Annotated in this window: 31 protein-coding genes and 5 tRNA genes; 4 read left to right on the forward strand and 32 right to left on the reverse strand. The window is 42.3% G+C overall.

Annotated features, from left to right (window positions below; all coding sequences use genetic code 11):
- Positions 1-2: 2 nt before the first annotated feature.
- The 11 genes from secE to murB all read right to left on the reverse strand — a co-directional run bounded on the left by secE (position 3) and on the right by murB (position 7,635).
- Positions 3-380, reverse strand: a complete 378-nt coding sequence (gene secE / locus L1068_RS17765; protein WP_237131304.1) for a preprotein translocase subunit SecE — start codon at positions 378-380, stop codon at positions 3-5.
- Positions 381-508: 128 nt separating this feature from the next.
- Positions 509-585, reverse strand: a tRNA-Trp gene (locus L1068_RS17770).
- Between the two features lie 165 nt (positions 586-750).
- A complete protein-coding gene (gene fusA / locus L1068_RS17775; RefSeq protein WP_237131305.1) occupies positions 751-2,832 on the reverse strand; it encodes an elongation factor G in 2,082 nt (693 codons plus the stop codon).
- A 261-nt stretch (positions 2,833-3,093) separates the two neighbouring features.
- Entirely contained in the window at positions 3,094-4,278 is a 1,185-nt protein-coding gene (gene tuf / locus L1068_RS17780; protein WP_138634216.1) for an elongation factor Tu, read from the reverse strand.
- Between the two features lie 138 nt (positions 4,279-4,416).
- Positions 4,417-4,492, reverse strand: a tRNA-Thr gene (locus L1068_RS17785).
- Between the two features lie 11 nt (positions 4,493-4,503).
- Positions 4,504-4,578, reverse strand: a tRNA-Gly gene (locus L1068_RS17790).
- Between the two features lie 43 nt (positions 4,579-4,621).
- A tRNA-Tyr gene (locus L1068_RS17795) sits at positions 4,622-4,706 on the reverse strand.
- Between the two features lie 43 nt (positions 4,707-4,749).
- Positions 4,750-4,825: transfer RNA gene (locus tag L1068_RS17800), tRNA-Thr, on the reverse strand.
- A gap of 139 nt (positions 4,826-4,964) precedes the next feature.
- Positions 4,965-5,645, reverse strand: coding sequence for a type III pantothenate kinase (locus tag L1068_RS17805; RefSeq protein WP_237131306.1), 681 nt, complete (start codon positions 5,643-5,645; stop codon positions 4,965-4,967).
- Between the two features lie 2 nt (positions 5,646-5,647).
- Complete coding sequence (birA, locus tag L1068_RS17810) at positions 5,648-6,637, reverse strand: bifunctional biotin--[acetyl-CoA-carboxylase] ligase/biotin operon repressor BirA (protein ID WP_237131307.1); 990 nt, start codon at positions 6,635-6,637, stop codon at positions 5,648-5,650.
- Positions 6,625-7,635 carry a UDP-N-acetylmuramate dehydrogenase gene (gene murB / locus L1068_RS17815; RefSeq protein ID WP_237131308.1) on the reverse strand — a complete coding sequence of 337 codons (1,011 nt, stop codon included), beginning with the start codon at positions 7,633-7,635 and terminating at the stop codon, positions 6,625-6,627. The genes birA and murB overlap by 13 nt, the downstream gene beginning before the upstream one ends.
- Positions 7,636-7,754: 119 nt before the next feature.
- Between murB and L1068_RS17820 the strand changes: the two genes are divergently transcribed.
- The gene (locus tag L1068_RS17820) at positions 7,755-9,587 is read left to right on the forward strand and encodes a M1 family metallopeptidase (RefSeq protein WP_237131309.1); all 1,833 of its coding nucleotides are present in this window, start codon (positions 7,755-7,757) and stop codon (positions 9,585-9,587) included.
- A 25-nt stretch (positions 9,588-9,612) separates the two neighbouring features.
- Here L1068_RS17820 and L1068_RS17825 read toward each other — a convergent pair whose 3' ends face one another.
- Positions 9,613-10,248, reverse strand: coding sequence for a DUF2057 family protein (locus tag L1068_RS17825; protein ID WP_237131310.1), 636 nt, complete (start codon positions 10,246-10,248; stop codon positions 9,613-9,615).
- A gap of 83 nt (positions 10,249-10,331) precedes the next feature.
- On the opposite strand from L1068_RS17825, the gene L1068_RS17830 reads away from it, so the two are divergent.
- On the forward strand, positions 10,332-10,697 hold the full coding sequence (locus L1068_RS17830) for a histidine triad nucleotide-binding protein (protein WP_010562285.1): 366 nt from the start codon (positions 10,332-10,334) through the stop codon (positions 10,695-10,697).
- Positions 10,698-10,799: 102 nt separating this feature from the next.
- Positions 10,800-11,456, forward strand: a complete 657-nt coding sequence (locus L1068_RS17835) for a response regulator transcription factor (protein WP_010562284.1) — start codon at positions 10,800-10,802, stop codon at positions 11,454-11,456.
- A gap of 62 nt (positions 11,457-11,518) precedes the next feature.
- Here L1068_RS17835 and L1068_RS17840 read toward each other — a convergent pair whose 3' ends face one another.
- The 20 genes from L1068_RS17840 to L1068_RS17935 all read right to left on the reverse strand — a co-directional run bounded on the left by L1068_RS17840 (position 11,519) and on the right by L1068_RS17935 (position 24,618).
- Entirely contained in the window at positions 11,519-12,124 is a 606-nt protein-coding gene (locus L1068_RS17840) for a hypothetical protein (RefSeq protein ID WP_237131312.1), read from the reverse strand.
- A 219-nt stretch (positions 12,125-12,343) separates the two neighbouring features.
- Positions 12,344-12,742 carry a 50S ribosomal protein L17 gene (gene rplQ, locus L1068_RS17845; RefSeq protein WP_010562282.1) on the reverse strand — a complete coding sequence of 133 codons (399 nt, stop codon included), beginning with the start codon at positions 12,740-12,742 and terminating at the stop codon, positions 12,344-12,346.
- 32 nt (positions 12,743-12,774) lie between these two features.
- Positions 12,775-13,761: a DNA-directed RNA polymerase subunit alpha gene (gene rpoA, locus L1068_RS17850; RefSeq protein WP_010562281.1), complete on the reverse strand. Its 987-nt coding sequence runs from the start codon at positions 13,759-13,761 to the stop codon at positions 12,775-12,777.
- 25 nt (positions 13,762-13,786) lie between these two features.
- Positions 13,787-14,407, reverse strand: coding sequence for a 30S ribosomal protein S4 (gene rpsD / locus L1068_RS17855; RefSeq protein WP_010562280.1), 621 nt, complete (start codon positions 14,405-14,407; stop codon positions 13,787-13,789).
- 21 nt (positions 14,408-14,428) lie between these two features.
- Positions 14,429-14,815, reverse strand: coding sequence for a 30S ribosomal protein S11 (rpsK, locus tag L1068_RS17860; protein WP_010562279.1), 387 nt, complete (start codon positions 14,813-14,815; stop codon positions 14,429-14,431).
- A gap of 13 nt (positions 14,816-14,828) precedes the next feature.
- A complete protein-coding gene (rpsM, locus tag L1068_RS17865; RefSeq protein WP_054981001.1) occupies positions 14,829-15,185 on the reverse strand; it encodes a 30S ribosomal protein S13 in 357 nt (118 codons plus the stop codon).
- 124 nt (positions 15,186-15,309) lie between these two features.
- On the reverse strand, positions 15,310-15,423 hold the full coding sequence (gene rpmJ, locus L1068_RS17870; RefSeq protein WP_010562277.1) for a 50S ribosomal protein L36: 114 nt from the start codon (positions 15,421-15,423) through the stop codon (positions 15,310-15,312).
- Positions 15,424-15,446: 23 nt separating this feature from the next.
- Positions 15,447-16,775 carry a preprotein translocase subunit SecY gene (gene secY, locus L1068_RS17875; protein ID WP_010562276.1) on the reverse strand — a complete coding sequence of 443 codons (1,329 nt, stop codon included), beginning with the start codon at positions 16,773-16,775 and terminating at the stop codon, positions 15,447-15,449.
- Positions 16,776-16,787: 12 nt separating this feature from the next.
- Positions 16,788-17,222, reverse strand: a complete 435-nt coding sequence (rplO, locus tag L1068_RS17880; protein ID WP_010562275.1) for a 50S ribosomal protein L15 — start codon at positions 17,220-17,222, stop codon at positions 16,788-16,790.
- 4 nt (positions 17,223-17,226) lie between these two features.
- Positions 17,227-17,406: a 50S ribosomal protein L30 gene (gene rpmD, locus L1068_RS17885; protein WP_010562274.1), complete on the reverse strand. Its 180-nt coding sequence runs from the start codon at positions 17,404-17,406 to the stop codon at positions 17,227-17,229.
- A 6-nt stretch (positions 17,407-17,412) separates the two neighbouring features.
- Positions 17,413-17,913 (reverse strand): 30S ribosomal protein S5, encoded by a 501-nt coding sequence (gene rpsE, locus L1068_RS17890; RefSeq protein ID WP_237131313.1) that lies wholly within the window; start codon positions 17,911-17,913, stop codon positions 17,413-17,415.
- A gap of 9 nt (positions 17,914-17,922) precedes the next feature.
- Positions 17,923-18,273, reverse strand: coding sequence for a 50S ribosomal protein L18 (rplR, locus tag L1068_RS17895; protein ID WP_010562272.1), 351 nt, complete (start codon positions 18,271-18,273; stop codon positions 17,923-17,925).
- Between the two features lie 9 nt (positions 18,274-18,282).
- The gene (rplF, locus tag L1068_RS17900) at positions 18,283-18,816 is read right to left on the reverse strand and encodes a 50S ribosomal protein L6 (RefSeq protein ID WP_237131314.1); all 534 of its coding nucleotides are present in this window, start codon (positions 18,814-18,816) and stop codon (positions 18,283-18,285) included.
- 13 nt (positions 18,817-18,829) lie between these two features.
- Positions 18,830-19,222, reverse strand: coding sequence for a 30S ribosomal protein S8 (gene rpsH, locus L1068_RS17905; protein WP_054980991.1), 393 nt, complete (start codon positions 19,220-19,222; stop codon positions 18,830-18,832).
- Between the two features lie 21 nt (positions 19,223-19,243).
- On the reverse strand, positions 19,244-19,549 hold the full coding sequence (gene rpsN, locus L1068_RS17910; RefSeq protein WP_010562269.1) for a 30S ribosomal protein S14: 306 nt from the start codon (positions 19,547-19,549) through the stop codon (positions 19,244-19,246).
- A gap of 10 nt (positions 19,550-19,559) precedes the next feature.
- Positions 19,560-20,099 carry a 50S ribosomal protein L5 gene (gene rplE / locus L1068_RS17915; RefSeq protein ID WP_010562268.1) on the reverse strand — a complete coding sequence of 180 codons (540 nt, stop codon included), beginning with the start codon at positions 20,097-20,099 and terminating at the stop codon, positions 19,560-19,562.
- 15 nt (positions 20,100-20,114) lie between these two features.
- A complete protein-coding gene (rplX, locus tag L1068_RS17920; protein WP_010562267.1) occupies positions 20,115-20,429 on the reverse strand; it encodes a 50S ribosomal protein L24 in 315 nt (104 codons plus the stop codon).
- 10 nt (positions 20,430-20,439) lie between these two features.
- Complete coding sequence (rplN, locus tag L1068_RS17925; protein ID WP_010562266.1) at positions 20,440-20,808, reverse strand: 50S ribosomal protein L14; 369 nt, start codon at positions 20,806-20,808, stop codon at positions 20,440-20,442.
- Between the two features lie 385 nt (positions 20,809-21,193).
- Entirely contained in the window at positions 21,194-23,137 is a 1,944-nt protein-coding gene (locus L1068_RS17930) for an AsmA family protein (protein WP_237131315.1), read from the reverse strand.
- 59 nt (positions 23,138-23,196) lie between these two features.
- The gene (locus tag L1068_RS17935) at positions 23,197-24,618 is read right to left on the reverse strand and encodes a PLP-dependent aminotransferase family protein (protein WP_237131316.1); all 1,422 of its coding nucleotides are present in this window, start codon (positions 24,616-24,618) and stop codon (positions 23,197-23,199) included.
- Between the two features lie 87 nt (positions 24,619-24,705).
- Here L1068_RS17935 and L1068_RS17940 point away from each other — a divergent pair, with 87 nt between their 5' ends.
- Positions 24,706-25,743, forward strand: a complete 1,038-nt coding sequence (locus L1068_RS17940; protein ID WP_237131317.1) for a GNAT family N-acetyltransferase — start codon at positions 24,706-24,708, stop codon at positions 25,741-25,743.
- The last annotated feature ends 35 nt before the right edge of the window (positions 25,744-25,778 follow it).

A 25,778-nucleotide genomic window follows, 5' to 3' on the forward strand; every position in this document is an offset into this window, starting at 1 on the left:
GATCAGATCTCCAATCCAGTTAAAAAGCCAACAATTCTAAATAATGCACCGTCTAGACCCCAAAGGATAAGCGCCATTATTACTGTTGCAATCATTACGATAAACGTTGTTTGAACCGTCTCTTGGCGTGTTGGCCACACCACTTTACGTACTTCTAGCTTCGCTTCTTTGGCAAACGCAATAAACTCACGTCCTTTACCCGTTAACGAAGCAACGCCCAAACCTGCGGCAATCGCTACTACTACACCAACTGCACGTAATAATACAGATTGATCTTCAAACATGTAATTGCCTACAACTGCGCCTGCTAGCAGTGCAATTGCTACAATCCATTTTAATGCATCCATTGAGCTTGATGGAGCTTCTACATTTGCGCTCATAATTAATTTACCTTAATACCAGACACAACAACCCCGGTGCTTAGACGAGGTTAATCCTTAAAATCCAAACTTTATAATCTACTTAATAACAAGAAAATAAACTATCAGGTTTAGACTTCGAATTAAAGTGGCAGGGGCGACAGGACTCGAACCCGTAACCGTCGGTTTTGGAGACCGCTGTTCTACCAATTGGAACTACGCCCCTGCAAAGTGGATGCCCATTATACTGACCAATTCTTTTAAAACAAGGGTAAAAGATGCCCACTAAGCAATTATCTTAACTTTGCGATTTTCAAGATCGGCAATTTTTTATTTGTGGCAATAAAAAACCCAGCAAATGCTGGGTTTTTCAGAACTTAGAAAAGTTTAATTACTTATTCTTTTCTTTTTGTTCAGCAATTACTGTCTCAGCAACGTTTGCTGGACATGCAGAGTAGTGTGAGAACTCCATAGAGAACTGACCACGACCTGAAGTAATTGTACGAAGGTGACCGATGTAACCGAACATTTCTGAAAGCGGTACTTCACCCTTGATGCGAACGCCCATTGCGCCAGCTTCTTGGTCTTTGATCATACCACGACGACGGTTAAGGTCACCAATTACGTCACCTACGTTGTCTTCCGGTGTGAACACGTCAACTTTCATGATTGGCTCAAGAAGCTGAGGACCTGCTTTTGGAATAGACTGACGGAATGCGCCTTTCGCAGCGATTTCGAACGCGATTGCTGATGAGTCAACTGCGTGGAAAGCACCGTCGAATAGTTCAACTTCAACGTCTAGTACTGGGAAGCCTGCAAGAACACCTTCTTCCATCATAGATGCGAAGCCTTTCTCAACTGCTGGCCAGAATTCCTTAGGAACGTTACCACCAACTACTGATGAAGAGAAAGTGAAGCCTGAGTTTTGCTCACCTGGCTTGATACGGAAATCAATCTTACCGAACTGACCAGAACCACCTGACTGCTTCTTGTGTGTGTAGCTGTCTTCGATTTCTTGCGTGATAGTTTCACGGTAAGCAACCTGAGGCTGACCAACAACTAGGTCTACACCGTAAGTACGCTTAAGGATATCAACCTTGATGTCTAGGTGTAATTCACCCATACCTTTAAGGATTGTCTCACCTGAATCTTCGTCAGTTTCAACCTGGAATGAAGGATCTTCTGCAACCATCTTACCGATAGCGATACCCATCTTCTCGTTACCACCTTTATCTTTAGGTGCAACAGCGATTGAGATTACCGGATCAGGGAAGATCATCGCTTCAAGAGTACATTCGTGCTTAGGATCACATAGCGTGTGACCTGTTTGAACGTTCTTCATACCTACAACAGCAATGATGTCACCCGCTTGCGCTTCAGTGATTTCGTTACGGTCGTCAGCTTGCATCTCAACCATACGGCCGATACGCTCTGTTTTACCAGTTGCTGAGTTAAGAACTGTATCACCTTTCTTCATGCGACCTGAGTAGATACGGATGAACGTAAGTGCACCGAAACGGTCGTCCATGATTTTGAACGCTAACGCTTTTAGTGGCTCGTCTGCAGAAACAGTTGCAACTTCACCAGTTGGCTCACCAGTTTCTTTATCAGTTAACGGCTGAGGATCAACTTCAGTTGGTGCTGGTAGGTAATCTACAACAGCATCTAGTATTAACTGCATACCTTTGTTCTTGAACGCAGAACCACAGTAAGTTGGGAAGAATGCTAGCTCACGAGTACCTTTACGGATACACGCTTTGATTTGCTCTAGTGAAGGGATTTCACCTTCCATGTACGCTTCCATTAGGTCGTCGTCTTGCTCAACAGCAGACTCGATTAGCATCTCATGATATTCTTCAACTTTGTCTACCATGTCAGCTGGAACGTCTTGTACTTCATAGTTTTCAGGAAGACCAGTCTCATCCCAAACGTATGCTTTTTTCTCTAGAACGTCTACAACACCACAGAATTCGTCTTCGATACCAATTGGTAGTGTCATAACTAGTGGGTTTGCACCAAGTACTTTCTCAACTTGACCTACAACGCGGTAGAAGTCAGCACCCATACGGTCTAGTTTGTTTACGAAGATACAACGAGCAACTTCTGATTCGTTAGCGTAACGCCAGTTAGTTTCTGACTGAGGCTCAACACCACCAGAACCACAGAATACACCGATACCACCGTCAAGAACTTTAAGTGAACGATATACTTCAACTGTGAAGTCAACGTGTCCAGGAGTATCGATTACGTTTAAACGGTGATCTTTCCACTCACACGTTACAGCTGCTGACTGGATTGTAATACCACGCTCAGCTTCCTGTTCCATGAAGTCAGTTGTTGATTCACCATCGTGAACCTCACCAGTTTTGTGGATTTTACCAGTTAACTTAAGGATACGTTCTGTTGTAGTCGTTTTACCCGCATCTACGTGGGCAAAAATACCGATATTTCTGTACTTAGATAAATCAGCCATTTCTTTACTCTAATTAATTAAAATTTTTCGCGCGGAGTATAACACTAGTTGATGACAACATCATCTAATAGTGGCTTATTTACAGCAATAAAATGTACATTTTTTAGCTTATTTAAGCTTTGAATTTCACATTTAGCTGTTTACAGCTTGAACAATCAACGTTCAAAAAAAGCACAACACCACTGCGAATGTTAAAAATGAAAAAAACCCGCGTAACAATTTACGCGGGTTTTTCAATGCTTATGCATTAACTATCAAGAATTAGTCTTCGATAGTTGCTACAACACCAGCACCTACTGTACGGCCACCTTCACGGATCGCGAAACGTAGACCTTCGTCCATCGCGATTGGAACGATTAGCTCAACAGTCATCTTGATGTTGTCGCCTGGCATTACCATTTCTACGCCATCTGGTAATTGGATATCACCAGTTACGTCAGTTGTACGGAAGTAGAACTGTGGACGGTAGCCTTTGAAGAATGGCGTGTGACGACCACCTTCATCTTTAGATAGTACGTATACTTCTGAAGTGAACTTCGTGTGAGGCTTGATTGAACCAGGCTTACATAGAACCTGACCACGCTCAACTTCATCACGCTTAGTACCACGTAGAAGTGCACCAATGTTCTCACCCGCACGACCTTCGTCTAGAAGCTTACGGAACATTTCAACACCCGTACAAGTAGTAGTTGTAGTTTCTTTAATACCTACGATTTCTACTTCGTCGTTCACGTTGATGATACCAGCTTCAACACGGCCTGTTACTACTGTACCACGACCCTGGATTGAGAATACGTCTTCGATAGGCATGATGAATGGCTTATCGATGTCACGCTCAGGCTCTGGGATGTAAGAATCTAGTGCTTCAGCAAGCTCAACAATCTTGTCTTCCCACTCTTTCTCGCCTTCTAGTGCTTTAAGAGCTGAACCTTGGATTAGTGGTAAGTCGTCACCTGGGAAATCGTACTCAGAAAGAAGTTCACGAACTTCCATTTCTACTAGCTCTAGTAGTTCTTCGTCGTCAACCATGTCACATTTGTTCATGAATACGATGATGTAAGGTACACCAACCTGACGTGAAAGAAGGATGTGCTCACGTGTCTGTGGCATTGGGCCATCAGTCGCTGCTACTACTAGGATTGCGCCGTCCATCTGTGCAGCACCTGTGATCATGTTTTTAACATAATCCGCGTGTCCTGGACAGTCTACGTGTGCGTAGTGACGAGTTGGTGTATCGTACTCAACGTGTGAAGTTGAGATTGTGATACCACGCTCACGCTCTTCTGGAGCGTTATCGATTGCTGCGAAGTCTTTCGCTTCACCACCGTATACTTTTGCAAGTACGTTAGTGATTGCTGCTGTTAGAGTTGTTTTACCGTGGTCAACGTGGCCGATTGTACCTACGTTTACGTGCGGTTTCGAACGTTCAAACTTTTCTTTTGCCATGACGGAACCTATAAAGTTATATAACTAAAATTACATGTAAAAGTGTCTACAACAAGCGCAGACGTATTCAAATAATTGAATAAGTTTATGACAAATTAAAGGAAGTTGAAAATATTTAAGAAAGGTTGAACTCGATACTGGTGCTGATAGGCAGATTTGAACTGCCGACCTCACCCTTACCAAGGGTGCGCTCTACCGACTGAGCTATATCAGCACACCAGAAACTGGAGCGGGCAGCGGGAATCGAACCCGCATCATCAGCTTGGAAGGCTGAGGTAATAGCCATTATACGATGCCCGCTTTCGGAACCTGTTCTTAACTACCTCTAACCGTCAAGAGTAAGTGGTGGAGGGGGACGGATTCGAACCATCGAAGGCAATGCCGTCAGATTTACAGTCTGATCCCTTTGGCCGCTCGGGAACCCCTCCACAAATTCTTTTAAAGCTAGACTTTCATATAGTGAAAGTAAAATGGTGCCGACTATCCGAGTCGAACGGATGACCTACTGATTACAAGTCAGTTGCTCTACCAGCTGAGCTAAGTCGGCACGTATACTGCTTAAGTACGGGGCGAGATTCTAAGGCAAGGTTTTACGATATGCAACCATTTATTTTAAAAAAAGTTAAAGATATCGTTCAAACGTTGAAGATTTAGTCAAATCGCTGCAGTTTTATGCGGTTACCCTGCTATTTCGCATACGCAACTAACCCGCGCAACACCAAATCTTCAATGAATTCGCTATTTTCAAGATGATCTGTCAGTAGCTTGCCATAACCACCAGTACACAATACGCGAGTATTATCACCAAATAAGCGCCTTGCTTGCGCAACCAAACCTAAGCTAGCTGCTAAACAACCATAACTTAGTGCTTCTGGCGTATTAATACCAACCGTGTTTTCAAACAACACCTGCTCGTTGGCAAATACTTTTTCCGCGCGCGATGTGATTGATTCCATCATCAAATCTATTCCTGGAATAATCCAACCACCCTGATGTGTTTTACCTTCGACTAATACGTCAACTGTCGTTGCTGTACCTGCATCTACAATAATTACTGATTGGCCCGCATAGAGGTGGGCCGCTGCAAGCACCACAAGCCAGCGGTCAATGCCGAGATTATGAAACTGTTGATAAGCACAACTAACTCCATTGTGCTCGGCTGACACTTTTGCAGTAATCACTTCAACCCCGCGCTCATTCGCATCGCTAATTAGACTATCAAGTTGCTGATTACTGCGAACACTGGCGATAAGCACTTGGTTAATGTCCTGCCAATTAACCTCGTGTTGGCTAATAAACGTAATTTCATCATTTTTGTATAGCGCTAATTTAAGTGCGGTATTACCTACATCAACTAACAGCTTCATTGTTACATAACCTTACGCACAGAAATTTCACCGCCATAATAGGTTTTTTCATTGCCGTCTTGACGTAAAATTAAACCACCCTGTGGATCAATGCCAACACATATTCCTTGCCAAGTTTTTTGACCCGTGTTTAACGTGACAAGTTGCTCTGCAAAAGCGTTAACTTTATTCCACTCTTGATACATATCACTTAACCCTGATACTTGATACTGGGCTAACCGTTGCTCTAAACAATAAGTAAGCTGAGCGATTAACACATTTTTATCCACTTGCAAGCCAAGTCGTTTCAGGTCAATCCAAGCTTGATCAATATGCTCACTGGCGTTTTCTGGCATCGCGATATTTAATCCAATACCAATAACTAAATGACATGGCCCTTCTGGTTGACCATCTAGCTCAACCAATACCCCTGCTAACTTTTGGTTATTCACTAAAATATCATTTGGCCACTTTAAACTAACTTGCAAGCCGTAAAGCGTATGTAAGCAGTCAAATACAGCTAAACCAACCGCAACACTGACCCCCATTGCTGCTTGTAAACCATCCTCAAGTAGCCAGTAATAGCTATAATAAAGGTTAGCGCCAAATGGGGATTGCCAAACACGGCCACGTCTTCCACGCCCTGCGTTTTGCATTTCAGCTACAACCACAGTTCCTGATGTAACCACTTGCTTACTTGTAAGACGTTGCATTAGTTCGGCATTCGTAGAGTCGATACTTGCAAACGTTTCGAAGTTACCAATCTGCCCTGATAATTTTTGATATTCGTTTTCAACTACTGCTTTCGCAATTAAACCGATATCTTGTTTAAGACAATACCCTTTGTTATTCACTTTATAGATATCAAGGCCGAGCTCACATAGTGACTTAATATGCTTTGCTACCGCCGCACGGCTTATGCCAAGTTGCTCACCAAGATGTTGACCAGAGATAAACTTGCCACCTTGCAGCGCTTGCAATACCGCAAGTTTAGTGCCTTTTATTTGTGACATGCTGCAACCTCAACTTTGGTTTCACCAGTTGTAGCAACAAGGCGAACTTCATGTTCAAGTACAACACCGAATTGTGAAAACACTTTATTTTGAATGTGCGCTACCATCGCCAATAGATCATCACTCGTTGCAGTGCCAGTGTTAATCAACACTAAAGCCTGCTTATTACTTACCTGCACACCGCCCATCTTAAACCCTTTTAGCCCTGCTTTTTCTATTAACCAACCGGCGGCTAATTTTGTCGTATTTGTGCAAACAGGGTAAGTAGGCATATTTTCATATTGCGTATGTAAGCTTTCGATTAATGTATTTGGCACAATAGGGTTTTTAAAAAAGCTACCACTATTTGCCTCAACCGCAGGATCAGGTAGTTTGCTTGAACGAATTGCAATAACTGCTTGCATTACTTGTAGCGCACTTGGCGCATTCAGTTCTTGCAACGGTCCATAAGTTAACTGAGGTTGCCACGCTTTTGTCAGCGTAAATTCAACCGATGTAATCACAAACTTGCCTAGCAAAGCATGCTTGAAAATTGAATCACGATACGCAAATTGGCACTCTGCAGCGGTTAATGTTTGATACTCACCCAGCTCAATATTGTAGCCTGATACACTTGTGATTAAGTCTTTTACTTCTACACCGTACGCACCAATGTTTTGTACGGGTGCAGCACCAACTGTGCCCGGAATAAGCGCCAAATTTTCAAAACCATAAATACCCTGCTCAGTACAATCGATGACTAATTTATGCCAATTTTCACCGGCGGCAACGTTTAAGATATACGCGTCGGTGCTTTCTGAAATCTCTATCCCTTTATTTGCGATTTGAATTATCACCCCTTGGTAATCGTCAACAAATACCGTATTGCTCCCCTCACCGAGTACAATAAATGGCGCTTGCCAGTCTATTGTTTGTGGCTCAGTGGCGTCTTCAATGCGTATTAAGCGCTTTGCATATGCCGGTAACGCGAAAGTATGGAGTTGAGATAGTGAAATCAAAAGTAATTCTCAAGGTAATAACAATGAAAGTATGCACATATTAACGCATTCTTTTACTCGACGTATAGAAATGCGTATTATTGACGTCAATTGTATACAACCCGTTTTAGGAAAAGCACATGAAGCTAACCACTATTGCTAGCTTAGTAGCAATGACATTATCTGGCATCTCTCACGCCGCATATGACGAGCATACATTTGGTAATTTAAACGATGTTCTTTCTACGCACATTCATTTAGACCTTGAAATCGACTTTGATAATAAACAACTACAAGGCTTTGCTGAGCATACGTTAGATTGGCAGCAAAAGAATGCAAACCAGTTAGTGTTAGATACGCGCGATTTAGAAATTGATAAGGTGCTATACAAAGACAGCGCAGGAAAATGGCGTCAAGCAAGTTGGCAGCTGGCGAAGGATGATGGCGTTAGAGGCTCAAAGCTGACTATTAACTTTGCTAATCAAGCCGAGAAAGTACGCGTTTACTACAACAGCTTGCCACAAGCGTCTGGCTTACAGTGGTTAACACCTGAGCAAACCGCAACTAAAACACAGCCATTTATGTACAGCCAATCACAAGCAATTCATGCGCGTAGTTGGATCCCGGTACAAGATACACCTGCGATGCGTGTAACATACACTGCACGCATTCAAACGCCAAAAGATGTTCGTGCGGTAATGAGTGCTGATAACACCGACGCATTTATTAAAGACGGTGATTATCAGTTCACCATGCCACAAGCCATTCCTCCTTACTTAATTGCGATAGGCGCAGGTAATTTAGAATATAAAGAGATGTCGCACCAAACCGCGATTTTTGCAGAGCCAACAATTCTTGATGCATCGGTTGCTGAGTTCAATGATACGCAAACCATGATTGAGAAAACCAATGCTATCTACGGTGAGTATGCATGGGGTCGTTACGACTTATTAATGTTGCCGCCAAGCTTCCCATTTGGTGGTATGGAAAATCCGCGCCTTTCATTTATTACCCCAACCGTTGTTGCTGGTGATAAAAGTCTTGTAAACCTGATTGCGCATGAACTTGCTCACTCATGGTCGGGTAACCTTGTTACAAACGCCACTTGGGAAGATCTATGGCTAAATGAAGGTTTCACTTCATACGTAGAAAACCGCATTATGGAAGAAGTGTTTGGTCGCGACCGCGCAGTGATGGAACAGGCACTCGATACCGCAGCGCTAAAAGGCCAAATGCCGAACTTAGAACAAGGTGATACGCGATTAAACCTAAAGTTAAATGGCCGCGATCCGGATGATGCTTTCAGCAAAGTACCTTACATTAAGGGTATGCTATTTTTGATTTACCTAGAAGAAAAATTTGGCCGCGATCGTTTTGATGAGTTTGTACGTTCATACTTTAACGAATATTCTTTTAAATCGCTTACCACAGCTGAATTTGAGAAGTATCTCGCTGAAAATCTACTAAACAAATACCCTGGTATTGTATCGATTGAAAAAGCAAAAGAATGGATCCACCAACCAGGTTTACCTGCTGATGCACCAAATCCAACATCAAATGCCTTTATCAACGTAGATGCTGCTGCAAAAGTATGGCTAGAGAATGGTGACGTACAAGCATTGCCGACAAACAACTGGACCGTGCATGAATGGCTTCACTTTATCAATAATCTACCGCGCGATTTATCAATTGATAAAATGACCCAATTAGATAAAGCCTATGACTTAACACATTCAACTAACGACGAATTAAGCTTTGCTTGGTATATGCTTGCTGTTGGTAATGGTTACCAGCCAATCTATGGCCCACTGGAAGAGCACCTTGTTGGTATTGGGCGTCGTAAGTTAATTGTCCCGCTATATAAAGCGCTTATTGCCAATGGCAAAAAAGAGTGGGCACTTGCGGTTTACCAAAAAGCAAAGCCTGGTTATCACCCACTTGCTCAGGGTACTGTAGAAAACTTATTTAAATAAGTTTTTTGATTTTAAAAGGCAGCGCTTAGCTGCCTTTTTTATTTGCTAAAAATGCTGCTTTTTCTTGCTCACTGGCTTGTGACCACCAAAACTCAAGCATACTTAGCGCACTAGGTTGTTGACTAACAGGTGCGTTAGGTGATTTTTCAGCATCCACATGAATTTTAGATGATGACTTTGGCGCAGCGCTATTAGATGGCGCGCTTGCAGTTGTAGCAGGCAAATATGCCTTATTTTTCTGTTCCGTAGAGAGTACTACTTGCGCTTTTACAGGCTCTAAGCGAAGTGCTTGGCTGTTAGCTCCCTGCTCTTTAAAGGTTGCAAACGGGCTTTTAATATACTGCTTTGCACCATCAATATCGTCAGCACGTGGCATTGAAAGCTGATAAGTTGCTTCGTTGTTTTCAATATTGACCACAAGCCAAAATGGCTCTGACTCAATGACTTCATGCTCATCATAATCAATTTCGTAAAGGTCTTTGTACTTCACTCTGATTTTATGCTGGCCTTGTGACACTGTCACTTCATCAACACTTGAAAAGAGTGAATGCTCTACTTTATTCTCATTCACTTGTAGCGGGATTAACTCTTCTGAAAACTTTACTGTAGCGGCATACGCTAAACTTGGTAATAACAAACTGAGTGCTAATAGATTTTTCATACTCGTTTAAATAACCCCTTGCAGATATATTCCATCAATCTAAACTGGCATAATTCGAACAGAATTACTACTAGGATGTTGGTATGAGTCAAGAAACCCTTTTCACCAAAATTATTAATCGCGAAATTCCAGCCGATATTGTCTATGAAGATGAGCTAAGTCTTGCATTTAAGGACATAAACCCACAAGCACCTTTCCACGTACTTATTATTCCAAAAAAGCCAATCGCTACAATTAACGACATTGCATTAGACGATCGAGAGCTTGTAGGGCATCTGTATTATGTTGCTAAACAGCTAGCTACTGAGCATGGCTTTAGTGATGAAGGCTACCGTGTGGTTATGAATTGTAACGAAAATGCAGGGCAAACAGTTTTTCATATTCACCTACACATGCTAGCAGGTAAAATGCTAGGTTGGCCGCCGTATACGGACAACGCAAAGACCTAGATAAAAGTATTAATTAGTTTAAAAAAACAATACAAAAGTCTAAATATTATGTTAAGCTTCTGCTATTAATTTAAGTAGAAGCTTTATTTTTTGAGTTAAACAATGAATAACACAGCGTTTATCATTTTGAACACTAATCCTACTAATAATTCTGGATTAGAAGTTTTGAAACCATTACTAACCACCCAAGGTCTAAACGTTCTACACGGGTTTGATGGTAAAGATGTACCAAGCAACACGCGCTTATTATTTATCGAATCTAACGGTGATAATGTTTGGCAACGTTTACAAACACATATTTCTGAACTGAACACTGACTGTGACATTATTTTGTTTAACATCAGCGATAATACTGAGCTTGCTAATCGCGCTCTTTTATCAGGTATTCGTGGTGTATTCTATGAAACAGATAATGCTGATGTATTAATGAAAGGCATTCGCTTACTGCTTGATAATCAATTATGGTTCCGTCGTGATGTAATGTGTAGCGCATTGAACCGCTTATTACAGTTTAATAAAGAAGCCATTAATCAGATCACAGACGCTGAATTAGAGCCTGTGAAATTAACAAAGCGTGAGCGCGCTATTATTAGCTTAATGAGTAAAGGTGCTAAGAATAAAGAAATCGCCGACGAGCTAAATATCAGCCCACACACCGTAAAGACACACTTATACAGTGCATTTAGAAAAACCAACTGTCGTAACCGCATTGAGCTTCTGTCATGGGCACAATATAATATGCCTAATGAGTTACGATAATACTCGTTGAAGATTACATAAAAACGCCAAGCAAATGCTTGGCGTTTTTTTATGGTTTTTCACTAAAACATATAGTGGTAGTAAACACCTATGTGTTTAGCATCTACAGTGTAATCTTGTATTACGTTAAAGCCGCCTACTTTTTCAAGCGTGTACTCTTGCGATACAAAGCGAAGTTCGAATTCACTGTTTGTATTTGCTAACGCATACTTACCCGATAACACCACACCCGCTGCAGACTCGAAAGTCGCATCTTCAGTAAAGTCACTATCAAGCTCTACATTCGAATGCAGCGTAAGACCCAAACCAAGCGACACAGATTCATTTAAACGATAATAAGGGATTGCTTCGAATACAATACGCGAGAATGTCATATCGCCGTTAGAAGCGCTTGCTGAATCGGCATGATAACCAAGATTTACTTGCACATCGACTTGCTGCCAAACATTAGCTGATAAAGATGCACCAACTGTATATAACCCACCGGCTTTAACACGTTCTGTCGAATCATCTTCGTAGTAAAGCTTGCCTACTTCATCACCACCATAGGTAAGACCTGCGTACAAGCCAAACTTAATTGGACTTGGAGAAGGCTGCTTAGCTTCTTCGGCTGCATTAGTAAACTGAGATAATCCGGCTAAGGTAAGGAATAGAATAGTTTTTTTCATCATAATCCATTGAAACATTGAGAAGAGGCGCGGATTATACGGATGCGGAATTAATTTCTCAAGCTCTAAACAACTAAATTGGAGTAGTAAGCTTTGCTTGCCTGATTGTGTGAAAGTGCTAAAACAACATACATAGCGGTAACGCAATAGAAAGTTGAATTGTTAAATTTTAGACGTAAAAAAGCCGAGCAATTGCTCGGCTTTTTAATTCTTTAAATCTTACTCTGCAGACTGCGCGTCTTCTTGAACTTCTTCAGTCGCTGGGCGATCTAGTAGTTCAATGTAAGCCATTGGCGCGTTGTCACCTGCACGGAAGCCACACTTAAGAATACGAGTGTAACCACCTGGACGATCCGCAAAACGAGGACCAATCTCAGTGAACAATTTACCAACTACTTCTTTATCACGCGTGCGAGCAAACGCTAAACGACGGTTTGCAACGCTATCAGTCTTAGCCAGTGTGATTAAAGGTTCAATTACACGACGTAACTCTTTCGCTTTTGGCACAGTAGTTTTGATGATTTCGTGCTTCACCAAAGAACTTGCCATGTTGCTGAACATCGCTTTACGATGACTGCTGTTACGGTTTAATTGACGACCACTCTTACGATGGCGCATGACCCTATCCTTCTAACTAAACTTATCGTTGATTATTCAGCTAAGCTTGCTGGCGGCCAGTTTTCTAGGCGCATACCTAGAGATAGACCACGTGATGCAAGCACGTCTTTAATTTCTGTAAGTGACTTCTTACCAAGGTTTGGTGTTTTAAGAAGCTCAACTTCAGTACGCTGAACAAGATCACCGATATATTGAATTTGCTCGGCTTTCAGACAGTTCGCAGAACGTACAGTAAGCTCTAAATCATCAACTGGACGAAGTAGAATCGGATCAAACTCCGGCTTCTCTTCCTTCTCTTCTGGCTCAGCCACATCGCGTAAATCTACGAATGCGTCTAATTGCTCAGCTAGAATAGTAGATGCACGACGGATTGCCTCTTCAGGATCAATCGTACCATTTGTTTCCATATCGATAATAAGCTTATCTAAATCTGTACGTTGCTCAACACGTGCTGATTCAACCGAGTACGCAATACGCTCAACCGGGCTAAATGATGCATCTAGCAACAAACGACCGATTGGGCGCTCATCGTCTTCAGAGGAAATACGGCTCGACGCTGGAACGTAGCCACGGCCACGTTGAACGCGAATACGCATGCTGATTTCACTGCTATCAGTTGTCAGGTGACAAATCACGTGATCTGGGTTAGCAATTTCAACACTATCATCGTGTTGAATATCAGCAGCGGTTACAGGGCCAACGCCTGATTTAGTCAGCGTTAGAAATACTTCATCTTTCTCGTGTAAAGAAACTGCTAAACCTTTAAGGTTTAGTAGAATTTCGATGATGTCTTCTTGAACACCTTCCTTCGCACTGTATTCGTGTAGTACGCCGTCGATTTCAACTTCAGTCACTGCACAACCTGGCATTGATGAAAGTAAAATACGACGAAGTGCATTACCTAAAGTGTGACCAAAGCCACGCTCTAGCGGCTCTAAAATTACTTTAGAACGCGATGTACTTACAGCGTCGATATCGACTAATTTTGGCTTTAGGAATTCGGTAACAGAACCCTGCATGTGTATCCTCTCTTATCTTTTAACTTTACTTCGAGTAAAGTTCGACGATTAGCTGTTCATTAATTTCTGCAGACAGATCAGAACGCTCAGGTAAACGCTTAAATGTACCTTCTAGCTTCTTAGTGTCTACTTCAACCCAAGTTGGCTTCTCGCGTTGCTCAGCTAGTTCTACAGCTGCAGTAATACGAGCTTGCTTCTTAGCCTTCTCACGGATTTCAACTACATCTTCAGCTGAAACTGTGAATGAAGGAATGTTTACAACTTGACCATTAACAACGATTGCTTTGTGGCTTACTAGCTGACGAGCTTCAGCACGTGTGCTAGCGAAACCCATGCGGTAAACTACATTGTCTAAACGTTGTTCTAGAAGCTGAAGTAGGTTTTCACCTGTGTTGCCTTTAAGACGAGCAGCTTCTTTATAGTAGTTACGGAATTGCTTTTCTAGTACACCGTAGATACGACGAACTTTTTGCTTTTCACGTAATTGTAAACCGTAGTCAGATAGGCGACCTTTACGAGCGCCGTGTTGACCTGGTGCTGTTTCAAGCTTACATTTAGAGTCGATTGCTCTAACGCCGCTCTTAAGGAACAGGTCAGTACCTTCACGACGACTTAGCTTGAGCTTAGGGCCCAAATATCTTGCCATGTTATTTCTCCTAACCTATTGTTATACGCGACGTTTCTTCGGTGGACGACAACCATTGTGTGGAATTGGCGTCACGTCAGTAATGTTTGTAATACGGTAACCTAGTGCATTTAATGCACGAACTGAAGATTCACGACCTGGACCTGGGCCCTTGATGAATACTTCTAGGTTCTTTAAACCATATTCCTGAGCAGCAGTACCTGCACGCTCAGCAGCAACCTGTGCAGCGAATGGCGTAGATTTACGTGAACCACGGAAACCTGAACCACCTGCAGTTGCCCAAGATAACGCATTACCTTGACGGTCTGTAATAGTAACAATAGTGTTGTTGAAAGAAGCATGAACATGAGCCATACCATCAGCAACTTGCTTTTTAACCTTCTTACGACGGATTGGTGCTTTAGCCATAACTTACCCCACCTTATTTCTTGATAGGCTTGCGAGGACCCTTACGAGTACGCGCGTTAGTCTTAGTACGCTGACCACGTAGTGGAAGCGAACGACGGTGACGTAGGCCACGGAAACAACCAAGGTCCATAAGACGCTTGATATTTAGAGTAACTTCACGACGAAGATCACCTTCAACAGTGTACTTACCAACTTCTTCACGTAATTGGTCAAGAACTTCATCATTTAGTTCACCGATTTTTGTGGTCTCGGCGATACCAGTCGCTGCTAAGATAGCCTTAGAGCGAGTCTTACCTACACCATAGATGCTTGTTAAAGCGATAACAGCATGCTTATGGTCAGGAACGTTAATGCCTGCGATACGGGCCACTAACATATCTCCTATAAATGAATCTGATTATCATCCTGTTGGAAAGCCCGTATAGGATACCCAACCGATATCAGATTTCTACCAATGAAACAGGCCGAGCTTATGCTCAGCCTGCATGACTTAATTAGCCTTGCCTTTGCTTATGCTTAGGGTCGCTGCAAATTACACGTACAACACCTGCACGCTTAATAACTTTACAGCTACGGCAAATTTTCTTAACGGAAGCACGTACTTTCATAACTTAACTCCGTAGTCAAAGCCTTATCGGCCATAGCCTTTAAGGTTTGCTTTTTTCAGCACAGACTCATACTGATGAGACATCAGATGCGTTTGTACTTGTGCCATAAAGTCCATGATAACAACAACGATAATCAAAATTGATGTACCGCCGAAATAGAATGGCGTTTGCCATGCCATTGTCATGAACTCGGGCACTAGACAAATAAAGGTAATGTACAATGCGCCAGCTAAAGTTAGGCGTGTCATTACTTTATCAATGTATTTAGATGTCTGCTCACCTGGGCGAATGCCTGGGATAAATGCCCCTGATTTTTTCAGGTTGTCTGCTGTTTCACGCGGGTTAAATACCAACGCAGTGTAAAAGAAGCAGAAAAAGATGATTGCAGCTGCTAAAACCATCGCATATAGCGGCTGTCCAGGAGACAATGCTAAAGAGATAGTTTGTAATGTATCAGCAACCGGGCCTTCACCTTGACCGAACCAGCTCGCAATTGTACCAGGGAACAGAATAATACTACTAGCAAAGATTGGTGGAATAACCCCTGCCATATTAACTTTCAATGGTAAGTGTGAACTTTGCGCTGCAAATACCTGACGGCCTTGCTGACGTTTAGCATAGTTAACAACGATGCGACGTTGTCCACGCTCAAAGAACACTACCAAATAAGTTACAGCAAAAACAATTACCGCAATCAATAGTAGTACTAACGGTTGTAAATCACCTTGGCGCGCCATTTCGGCAGTCGAACCAATAGCAGACGGCAAGTTAGCTACAATACCCACAAAAATTAGAACTGAGATACCGTTACCGATACCGCGCTCTGTAATTTGCTCACCCAACCACATTAGGAACATTGTACCAGTTACCAAGCTCACTACAGCAGTGAAATAGAACGCAAGACCAGGGTTAACCACTAGGCCTGACATCATATTTGGTAAACTAGTTGCAATACCAATAGATTGGAATGTAGCTAGCACGAGCGTTGCATAACGAGTGTGTTGGCTGATCTTCTTACGACCTTGCTCACCTTCTTTCTTCAATTCCATATAAGTTGGATGCATATGTGTCATCAACTGCATGATAATTGAAGCGGTGATGTAAGGCATAATACCTAACGCCAACACCGATGCACGCTCAAGTGCACCACCACTGAACATGTTGAACATCTCAACAATGGTGCCCTTTTGTTGCTCGAAGAACTGGGCCAATACTGCGGCGTCAATACCAGGGATCGGCACGAACGAGCCTAAACGGTAAATAATGATAGCACCCAATACAAATAGTAATCGGCGCTTCAGCTCCGCTAAGCCGCTTTGTGCACTTTGCATATCTAGACCTGGTTTAGCCATAGTACTTCCTTATTATTCTTCTATCTTGCCTCCGGCAGCTTCAATCGCTTCACGAGCACCTTTAGTCACTTTAAGACCTTTAACGGTAACCGCGCGAGAAACTTCGCCAGATTTAACTACTTTAACGAACTGAATGTTCTTTTTAACAATACCAGCTGCTTGTAGTGTGCTTAGTTCTACCACATCGCCTTCAACTTTAGCGATTTCGAACAGGTTTACTTCTGCAGATACTAGTGATTTGCGTGAAGTGAAACCGAACTTAGGTAGGCGACGTTGCATAGGCATTTGACCGCCTTCAAAACCAACGCGTACTTTACCGCCTGAGCGAGATTTTTGACCTTTGTGACCACGACCACCAGTCTTACCAAGACCAGAACCGATACCACGACCAACACGCTTACCAGGCTTCTTTGCACCTACTGCTGGAGAAAGTGTATTCAATTGCATCGAATTAACCCTCAACCTTAACCATGTAAGACACTTGGTTGATCATACCACGTACACAAGGAGTATCTTCTAACTCCACTGTGTGGTTGATACGACGTAAACCAAGACCACGTAAAGTTGCTTTATGCTTCGGTAAACGACCGATAGAGCTCTTTACTTGAGTTACTTTTACTGTATTTGCCATCGTGTCTTACCCCAGGATGTTATCAACGCTTAAACCACGTTTAGCAGCAACTGACTCAGGCGACTTCATATTGTCTAGAGCTTTAACTGTTGCGCGTACAACGTTGATTGGGTTAGTAGAACCATATGCTTTAGAAAGTACGTTATGTACACCTACTACTTCTAGTACTGCACGCATCGCACCACCGGCGATAATACCTGTACCTTCAGCAGCTGGCTGCATATATACTTTAGAACCAGCGTGACGACCCTTAACTGGGTGCTGTAACGTGTTTCCGTTTAATTCTACGTTTACCATGTTACGACGTGCTTTTTCCATTGCTTTTTGAATAGCAGCTGGAACTTCACGTGCTTTACCGTAACCAAAACCTACTTTACCTGCGCCGTCACCAACAACTGTTAGTGCAGTGAAGCTAAAGATACGACCACCTTTAACTACTTTTGACACGCGGTTTACTGCAACTAGCTTTTCAGCTAATTCAGGTTGCTTTACTTCTACGTTAGCCATTCTCTGCTCCTAGAATTGTAAACCGGCTTCACGCGCTGCATCAGCAAGCGCCTTAACACGGCCGTGATATTTAAAACCACTGCGATCAAAAGATAATTTAGCGATACCTTTCTCAACTGCACGTTCAGCAACTGCTTTACCAACTGCTTGCGCAGCTGCAACATTGCTAGTGCCTTCGATTGAACCACTAATCGCTTTTTCTACAGTAGAAGCAGCAGCTACCACAACACCCTCAGGATTTACAACTTGCGCGTAAATATGACGTGGAGTGCGGTGGATAACTAGGCGAGTTGCGCCTTGTTCAATAAAGTTTCTACGAGTGCGTTTCGCACGACGTAGACGAGCTGTTTTCTTATCCATCGTTCTACCTTACTTCTTCTTGGCTTCTTTGCGACGCACGTGTTCATCAGCATAACGTACACCTTTACCTTTATACGGCTCTGGCTCACGGTATGCGCGAATGTTAGCAGCAACTTGGCCAACTAACTGCTTATCTGCGCCTTTAACCACAATTTCAGTTTGGCTAGGTGTTTCAACAGTGATACCTTCTGGAACTGGGAAGTTCACAGGGTGTGAGAAACCAAGAGTTAGGTCTAATACTTTACCCTTAGCTGCTGCACGGTAACCAACACCAACTAGCTGAAGTTTTTTCTCGTAACCTTCGCCTGCACCAACAACCATGTTGTTGATTAGTGCACGAGCAGTACCTGCTTGTGCCCAGCCGTCAGCAAAACCTTCACGAGGAAGAGTTTTGATTACGTTTTCTTCAAGCGTTACTTCAACAGCTGCGTTGATAGTGCGAGTTAACTCACCGCTTTTACCTTTAACTTTGATATCCTGACCAGCTAGTGTAACTTCTACACCGGCAGGAACATTGATAGGTGCCTTTGCTACGCGAGACATAGTTCCCCTCCGATTAAGCTACAAAGCCGATGATTTCACCACCGATACCAGCACCACGTGCAGCACGGTCAGTCATCAAGCCTTTAGAAGTTGAAACGATAGCAATGCCTAAACCGCCCATTACCTTTGGTAAGTCGCCACGTTTCTTGTAGATACGTAGACCAGGACGGCTAACGCGCTGTAGAGACTCGATTACAGCTTTGCCTTCGAAATATTTTAATTCTACAGAAAGCTCAGGTTTAACGTCGCCAGCTACTGCGTAGTCTGTGATGTAACCTTCTTCTTTAAGTAGTTTTGCAACGGCAATTTTTAGCTTTGAAGAAGGCATAGATACTGAAACCTTCTTAGCCTGTTGGCCGTTACGAACACGTGTAAACATATCCGCGATTGGATCTTGCAAGCTCATTGTCTTACTCCCGTGATTCTATTACCAAGAAGCCTTTTTAAGGCCAGGAACTTCACCGCGCATAGCAGCTTCGCGTAATTTGATACGGCTTAAGCCGAACTTACGAAGGTAACCATGTGGGCGGCCCGTGATGTTACAACGATTACGTTGACGTGCAGGGCTTGAATCACGCGGAAGGCTTTGAAGCTTTAATACCGCGTCCCAACGATCATCTTCAGACGCGTTTACGTCAGAGATGATTGCTTTTAGTGCTGCGCGCTTTTCAGCGTACTGAGCAACTAGTTTAGTGCGCTTTGCTTCGCGCGCTTTCATTGAATTCTTTGCCATAACCCTACCCTTATTTCTTGAATGGGAAGTTAAACGCTGTTAACAACGCACGGCCTTCCTCATCACTTTTCGCAGAAGTAGTGATTGTGATATCCATACCGCGAACGCGGTCTACTTTATCATAATCGATTTCTGGGAAGATGATTTGCTCACGTACGCCCATAGAATAGTTACCGCGACCGTCAAAAGACTTTGCGCTAACACCGCGGAAGTCACGAATACGTGGCATCGCAATAGAGACTAAACGCTCTAGGAAATCCCACATACGCTCACCGCGTAGGGTTACTTTACAACCGATCGGATAGCCTTCACGAATCTTAAAACCAGCAACTGATTTGCGTGCTTTAGTGATTAGTGGCTTCTGACCAGAGATAGCTTCTAGGTCGCTTACAGCGTTCTCTAGAATCTTTTTGTCCGCTAGGGCTTCGCCCACACCCATGTTAAGGGTGATTTTCTCAATTCGAGGGACTTGCATGACAGAGCTGTAGTTGAACTCTTTTACTAGTTCAGCTACTACTTTGTCTTTATATACTTCATGCAGTTTCGCCATCGTATACTCCGACTATTAGATAGTTTTACCGGTAGATTTGAAGATACGTACTTTCTTACCATCTTCAATCTTGAAACCTACACGATCCGCTTTACCAGTTTCCTGGTTAAAGATCGCTACGTTTGATACGTCTACTGACGCTTCTTTCTCAACAATACCGCCTGGCTGGTTCAACTGAGGAACTGGCTTCTGGTGCTTCTTGATTAAGTTAACGCCTTCAACAAATACTCGACTAGATTCAGTTACAACTGAAAGCACTTTGCCGCGCTTACCTTTGTCTTTACCTGCAAGTACGATTACTTCGTCATCACGACGGATTTTTGCTGCCATGATCGACTCCTTATAGTACTTCTGGGGCTAGTGAAACGATCTTCATGAACTTATCGTTACGAAGTTCACGAGTCACAGGGCCAAAGATACGAGTACCAATTGGCTGTAAGCTATCATTTAAGATTACTGCCGCATTGCTATCGAAACGGATTAAAGAGCCGTCTGGACGACGAACGCCTTTTTTAGTACGCACAACTACTGCGTTTTTAACATCACCTTTCTTCACTTTACCGCGAGGAATAGCTTCTTTAACAGAAACTTTGATGATATCGCCAATCGCTGCGTAGCGACGGTGCGAACCGCCAAGGACTTTAATACACTGCACTTTGCGAGCGCCGCTGTTATCAGCAACGTCCAGCTGAGTTTGCATTTGGATCATTTTATATGCTCCGGTGTAGTTAAAAATTGCCGCAAATTCATACAAATTCACGACCTAAACGTTTATTTGTTCACCATTAAGCGTGTCATCGACAGCTCAAGGGCGGGCAATTGTACCAGCAAACACTAATAAGTGGTAGGTTATTTTTTAATTAATTTAGTCGTTAAACTAATGATAAAAAAAGCCTTGCAATAACAAAGAGTTCAAAAAACGTACAGTGCTATTTATATTTACTGAGAAAGATTAATGGGGGTATGTGAAGGCGATTTCAAGCGCTAGCGGGAATGCATAATAAACATTTTACAAACCCGCTAATCAAAGCATGCGAGAGACAATCTGTCTTTGTTAATATTTTCGGTAAACCGAATGATTAAACAAAGGACGGCTACTCCTTGTTAAATAAATCTTTTAGCTTATCTTTGATCTTATCTTTCGCTTTGTCTTTTGCCGCTTCGCCAATATCAGGCTTTACTTGCACATCATGCAATGGGCCTTTTAAACGAATTGGAATTTTAAAGCCGGTACTTTTATCTCGCGTGCCTTGTCCTTCAATTGAATCAACTATGCCGGTTACCAGACGATAGTTAATTTTTGTCGCCGGTAGATCAATATCACCATTGCCAGTAACGCGAATCAATGGGCTTTTTAAGGTCAATTCGTTTTGTTTACTCACGCCTTCGTTAAACTGAAAGTTACCCGCAAGCTCTGAAAAATCCGTTTTTTCAGCGTTATCAAAGCCCTTTTCAAGTCCTTTTGCATCAAGGCCACCGCCTTTAATAAGTTGCTCTGCGCTACGTACCATAGCAGCAATATTAGCGCCTTTAACGGCACCATCATTAAAACCAAACCCAACGCTGCCATGCAGTGATTCAATAAACTGCTTCTGTGATTGCCCTTGGCTATTAAGCGCAATGGTTAATAACCCTTTGCCCATTAATTTATCAAAACCAACCGCGTCGGTTAATAAAGGCTCTGCTTGAATACCATCAAATGAAAACGATGTATTTAATTTATATGGTGCACGTTTGGCCACTAATACTACTTGTCCCGTACCGTCGCCTTCGTACGCTTTAAACTTGTCTAAACCTAGCTGTGCCGTACCATTGTTAAGTTTGAGCGATAACTTAGTTTCACCCAGTTTGATTTCTTTAAACTGAAAGCCCGTAGCAGCGATTTTGATATCAGCATTTACACTGTTAAGCACCGACAAATCGATTTCACTGTCATCCCACACAATTGGTTGTGACTTGCTTGGTGTGTCGGTGTTTTGTTCTGTTGGCTCGTCTGGCACATCAATTGATTCAGGTAAGTAAGGGTTCACATTTAACATACCTAAATCAACATTGGCAGTAATCTTAGGCACCTTTGTTAACGCCACCTTTGCCGAACCTTTAATTGCTAGGTCATCTAAGCTGGCATCGAGTTTAGATAAATTAAATTCTTGTCCGGCAAAACGCATTTCTGACGCAATTGAAAATTTATTAAATGCATTTTCTTTCGCTGCAAGCGCTTGGTTTTGCCAATTAGCAAGCGCTTTAACCGAGTCGCCCGTCAGATCTAACTTACCACTAAAATCAGTCATCTGTTTTGCAACTAGTCCATCAAAGGTAAGTGCAACCAAGCGAGAATCAAATGCGGTTTTTAACGTAAAATCTTGGCCTAACAATAGTTTTTCTGGAGTGTTAAGTGTTACATCTAATTCGAATTTCTCGGCCATGTAAGTAACGGCACCTTCTACTTTCAGGTCCTTTTTAAGCGAAGGTAATTGAATTGCTAAATCTAAGTCTGTTACTTTTTGCGATGTATTATTTTGATGATCGATAAAAGTAAAGCTACCGCCATAAATCGCGACTTCGCCTAATTGAATATCAACGCCTTCGGGTAAACTTTTTGCTTTACCTTGCTGTTCTGGTCCCTTGCTTTGTTCTGTCGCACCCGACGCATTAACTAGCTGCCAGTTAACTTCGCCATTAGGCATTTTCTCAAGCAATATTTCTGGATTTTTAATGACAAACTTTTCAAGTTTAATATCACCAGATAAAACCGACAGGTAAGGAATGTGAATCGCAAGCTGCTCCATAGCTGCCATATTCGGCTTTGAACCCTGCTCAAAGTTAGCAAATGTCACATCATTAAGTTCCAGTTTTAGCGCAGGGAATACAGACAGGCTTTTATCGCCTTTAATCTCGAGCGTGCGCCCTGTTGTTTGCTCAACCGATTGCGTAACTTGCTTGAAAATAAAATCGACCGGAATAATAAATGGCAAAGCCACAATTAACGCGATTAAACCAAGTAGTAGAAATCCAATAACTTTTACGAGAGTTTTCATTGTGTGTCCCTTAAATCACATCTAACGCTACTATAGCTAACGCGCATTAAAGTTAAAACCTAACTCTCTAAAAATCGCAAGGTTTCTTGAACCAATGTATTAAGCCCTTTAACCATTCTTGGCTGCCATGGCAAGGCAAAGGTAATGCGAAAATAATTATCAAATTCTGCATTTGTTAAAAACATTTTGCCGGGCGCAATCGCCACATTGTGTTTTATTAATCGTTTAAAGAGCATTTCTGAACTTTTGCTATGAGGTAGCTTTAACCATAAACAAGGGCCCCCGGAAATTGTTGGTATATCTAAGTAACCCACTAGTGGCTGCAAAATAGACAAGGTTTCAGTGTACTGCTGCCACATTGCTTTTCTTAATCGCGTAAGTAATTTTCGGTATTCTAATGAGCTAATCATCTCGTTTAGCATCATTTGGCTTGCCATATCAGGCTTTTCTACCGTGATATGTTTTGTAAAAAGGCATAATTCAATACATTGATGGCAAACCATATAACCAAGCGAGAAACTAAAGCTTATCGTATCAGAGAAATCGCCAATGCTAATTGCAGGTGTTTTATCTTGCGGTGTTAAAAAATGCATGATCGATTTAGGCCGCAATCCAGAAAAGTAAAGCTCCCCTCGATCATATTCAATTAACACAACATCACGTGCTTGCGCCCATGCGACCAATGCCTTTTTGTCTTGGTCATGCAACAAGCGTCCAGTTGGGTCATTAAAATTTGGATTAAACACATATGCACTGAAAGGCTCGGCTTGATACACCTTATCGAGCAAAGCTATTTCATCGGCGTAATTAGCTTGCATTGGAATAGCGACAGTGTCGATTTGCAATTGCGCCATATTAGCGTTTATGAAAAATGAGCATGGCGCTTCAATAGCAACCCGCTTTTGCAATAACCCCAAAGAGGTTATAGCCAGGCTCAGCGCATCGCTGCGCCCATGCGTGATTAAGATATTTTCACTGGCATAAGAAAAGTCATTGCAACTTAAGTGTTGCGCAAGCGTACTTCGTAGCTTTGGTAAACCTGCTTCAAAATTATCCTGCTTTAAACGATAAGGTCGTTGCGTTAATACTTTACGGTGCAACTTGTTGAGCAGTGCTTCATTATCTAACACGGTCGAAGGGCCCGTGCAGGACAGCGGCAAAATAGATTCATCATTAAACGAGTACTGTACCGACTGCGCTAGTGGTAAAGCATGTAAGTCACGCTTATAAATTACATCACTGCCATAGCTATGCGCTTTAAATTTACTCTCGCCATTTACAAAATAGCCCGATTTAGGTTTTGCATGTATAAGTGTCACCTTTTCAAGCTCAGACAAAACCTTAGTAGCCGTGCTAATAGAAACGTCGTGACGCTTGCTCAATGCCCTAACCGAGGGCAATTTATCGCCGGGTAGCAATTCGCCATTACTAATGAGCTGTTGATAGTAAGAAAATAACTGACGGTATTTGAACTCAGCCATCTGTACCCTAAAAATATTCTGCAACTGTGTCTGTATCGCATTTTTGATCGGTATTAAAGTTTTTACCAGTACAGATAAGGAGAAAATATGAATACACTTATTGAAACACCGCGTTTATTAATGCGCGAATTTACGCTTGAAGATGCTGATCACGTATTCAAATTTAGCAGTAATGAAGATGTTACCCGTTATACTGGAGACGCAGGCTGGGTAAACACCCTAAACGATGCCGAAAATATTATTCACAATATTTGGTTAAAAGAATATAACGAGGTTGGCTATGCGCGCTTTGCCTTGGTCCTTAAAGAAAACAACCAAGTTATTGGGTTTTGTGGCTTAAAATATGAACCCGAATTAAATGCACCTGATATCGGCTACCGCATGCTGCCAGAATATTGGGGTAAAGGACTGGGCATGGAAGCAAGCCGTGCCGCACTCGAATATGCATTTAACCAACTTGGCCTTTCTTATATTGTTGGCGAAGTAGATGTTGCTAATACTGCATCACATAAAATACTTACGAACCTTGGTCTGGTAGAGCAAAAACGCTATGAAAAGTGGGGTCATCATCTGATTCATCTAAGTATTGATAACTTTCCTGAAATCACAACCGACAAGTTCACCTTAGTTCAACAAACGCAAGAGCATGCCAAAGTTGTTTTCCAGCTTTTTTCAAACTTTAAGGTATGTGAATTTTACGAGTTACCAGTTATGAGCGACTTAGCAGAAGCTAAAAAGCTTATTGATCAAGATGAGCTAATACGCAGACAAGGTAACGGGCATCGTTGGCTAATAAAGTGCAACACGCGCAAACAAATTATTGGTAGTTGTGGGTACACATATGATTTTTGCACACGCACAGCGAAAATTAGTATCGAGATCCATCCTGATTTCTGGCAACAAGGTTTCGCATCAAATGCAATTAACACGATGACAAAATGGATGTTTACCCATATAGCCTCTTTAAATCGTATTGAAGCGGAAGTACTACCAGAAAACGCTGCTTCGACTATGTTGTTTACCAAACTTGGTTTTCATTTAGATGGTGTAATGCGTGAAAAAGGCGTTTGGAAAAATAAAACCCATGACCTTCAAGTTTTTAGTTTACTCAGACGTGAAATTTAAGAAGTCAATATTGCATCAAAATTAGATCTCAGTAT

The organism is Pseudoalteromonas sp. MMG024 (assembly GCF_021654175.1).
In the GTDB taxonomy this organism is placed as follows: Bacteria; Pseudomonadota; Gammaproteobacteria; order Enterobacterales; family Alteromonadaceae; genus Pseudoalteromonas.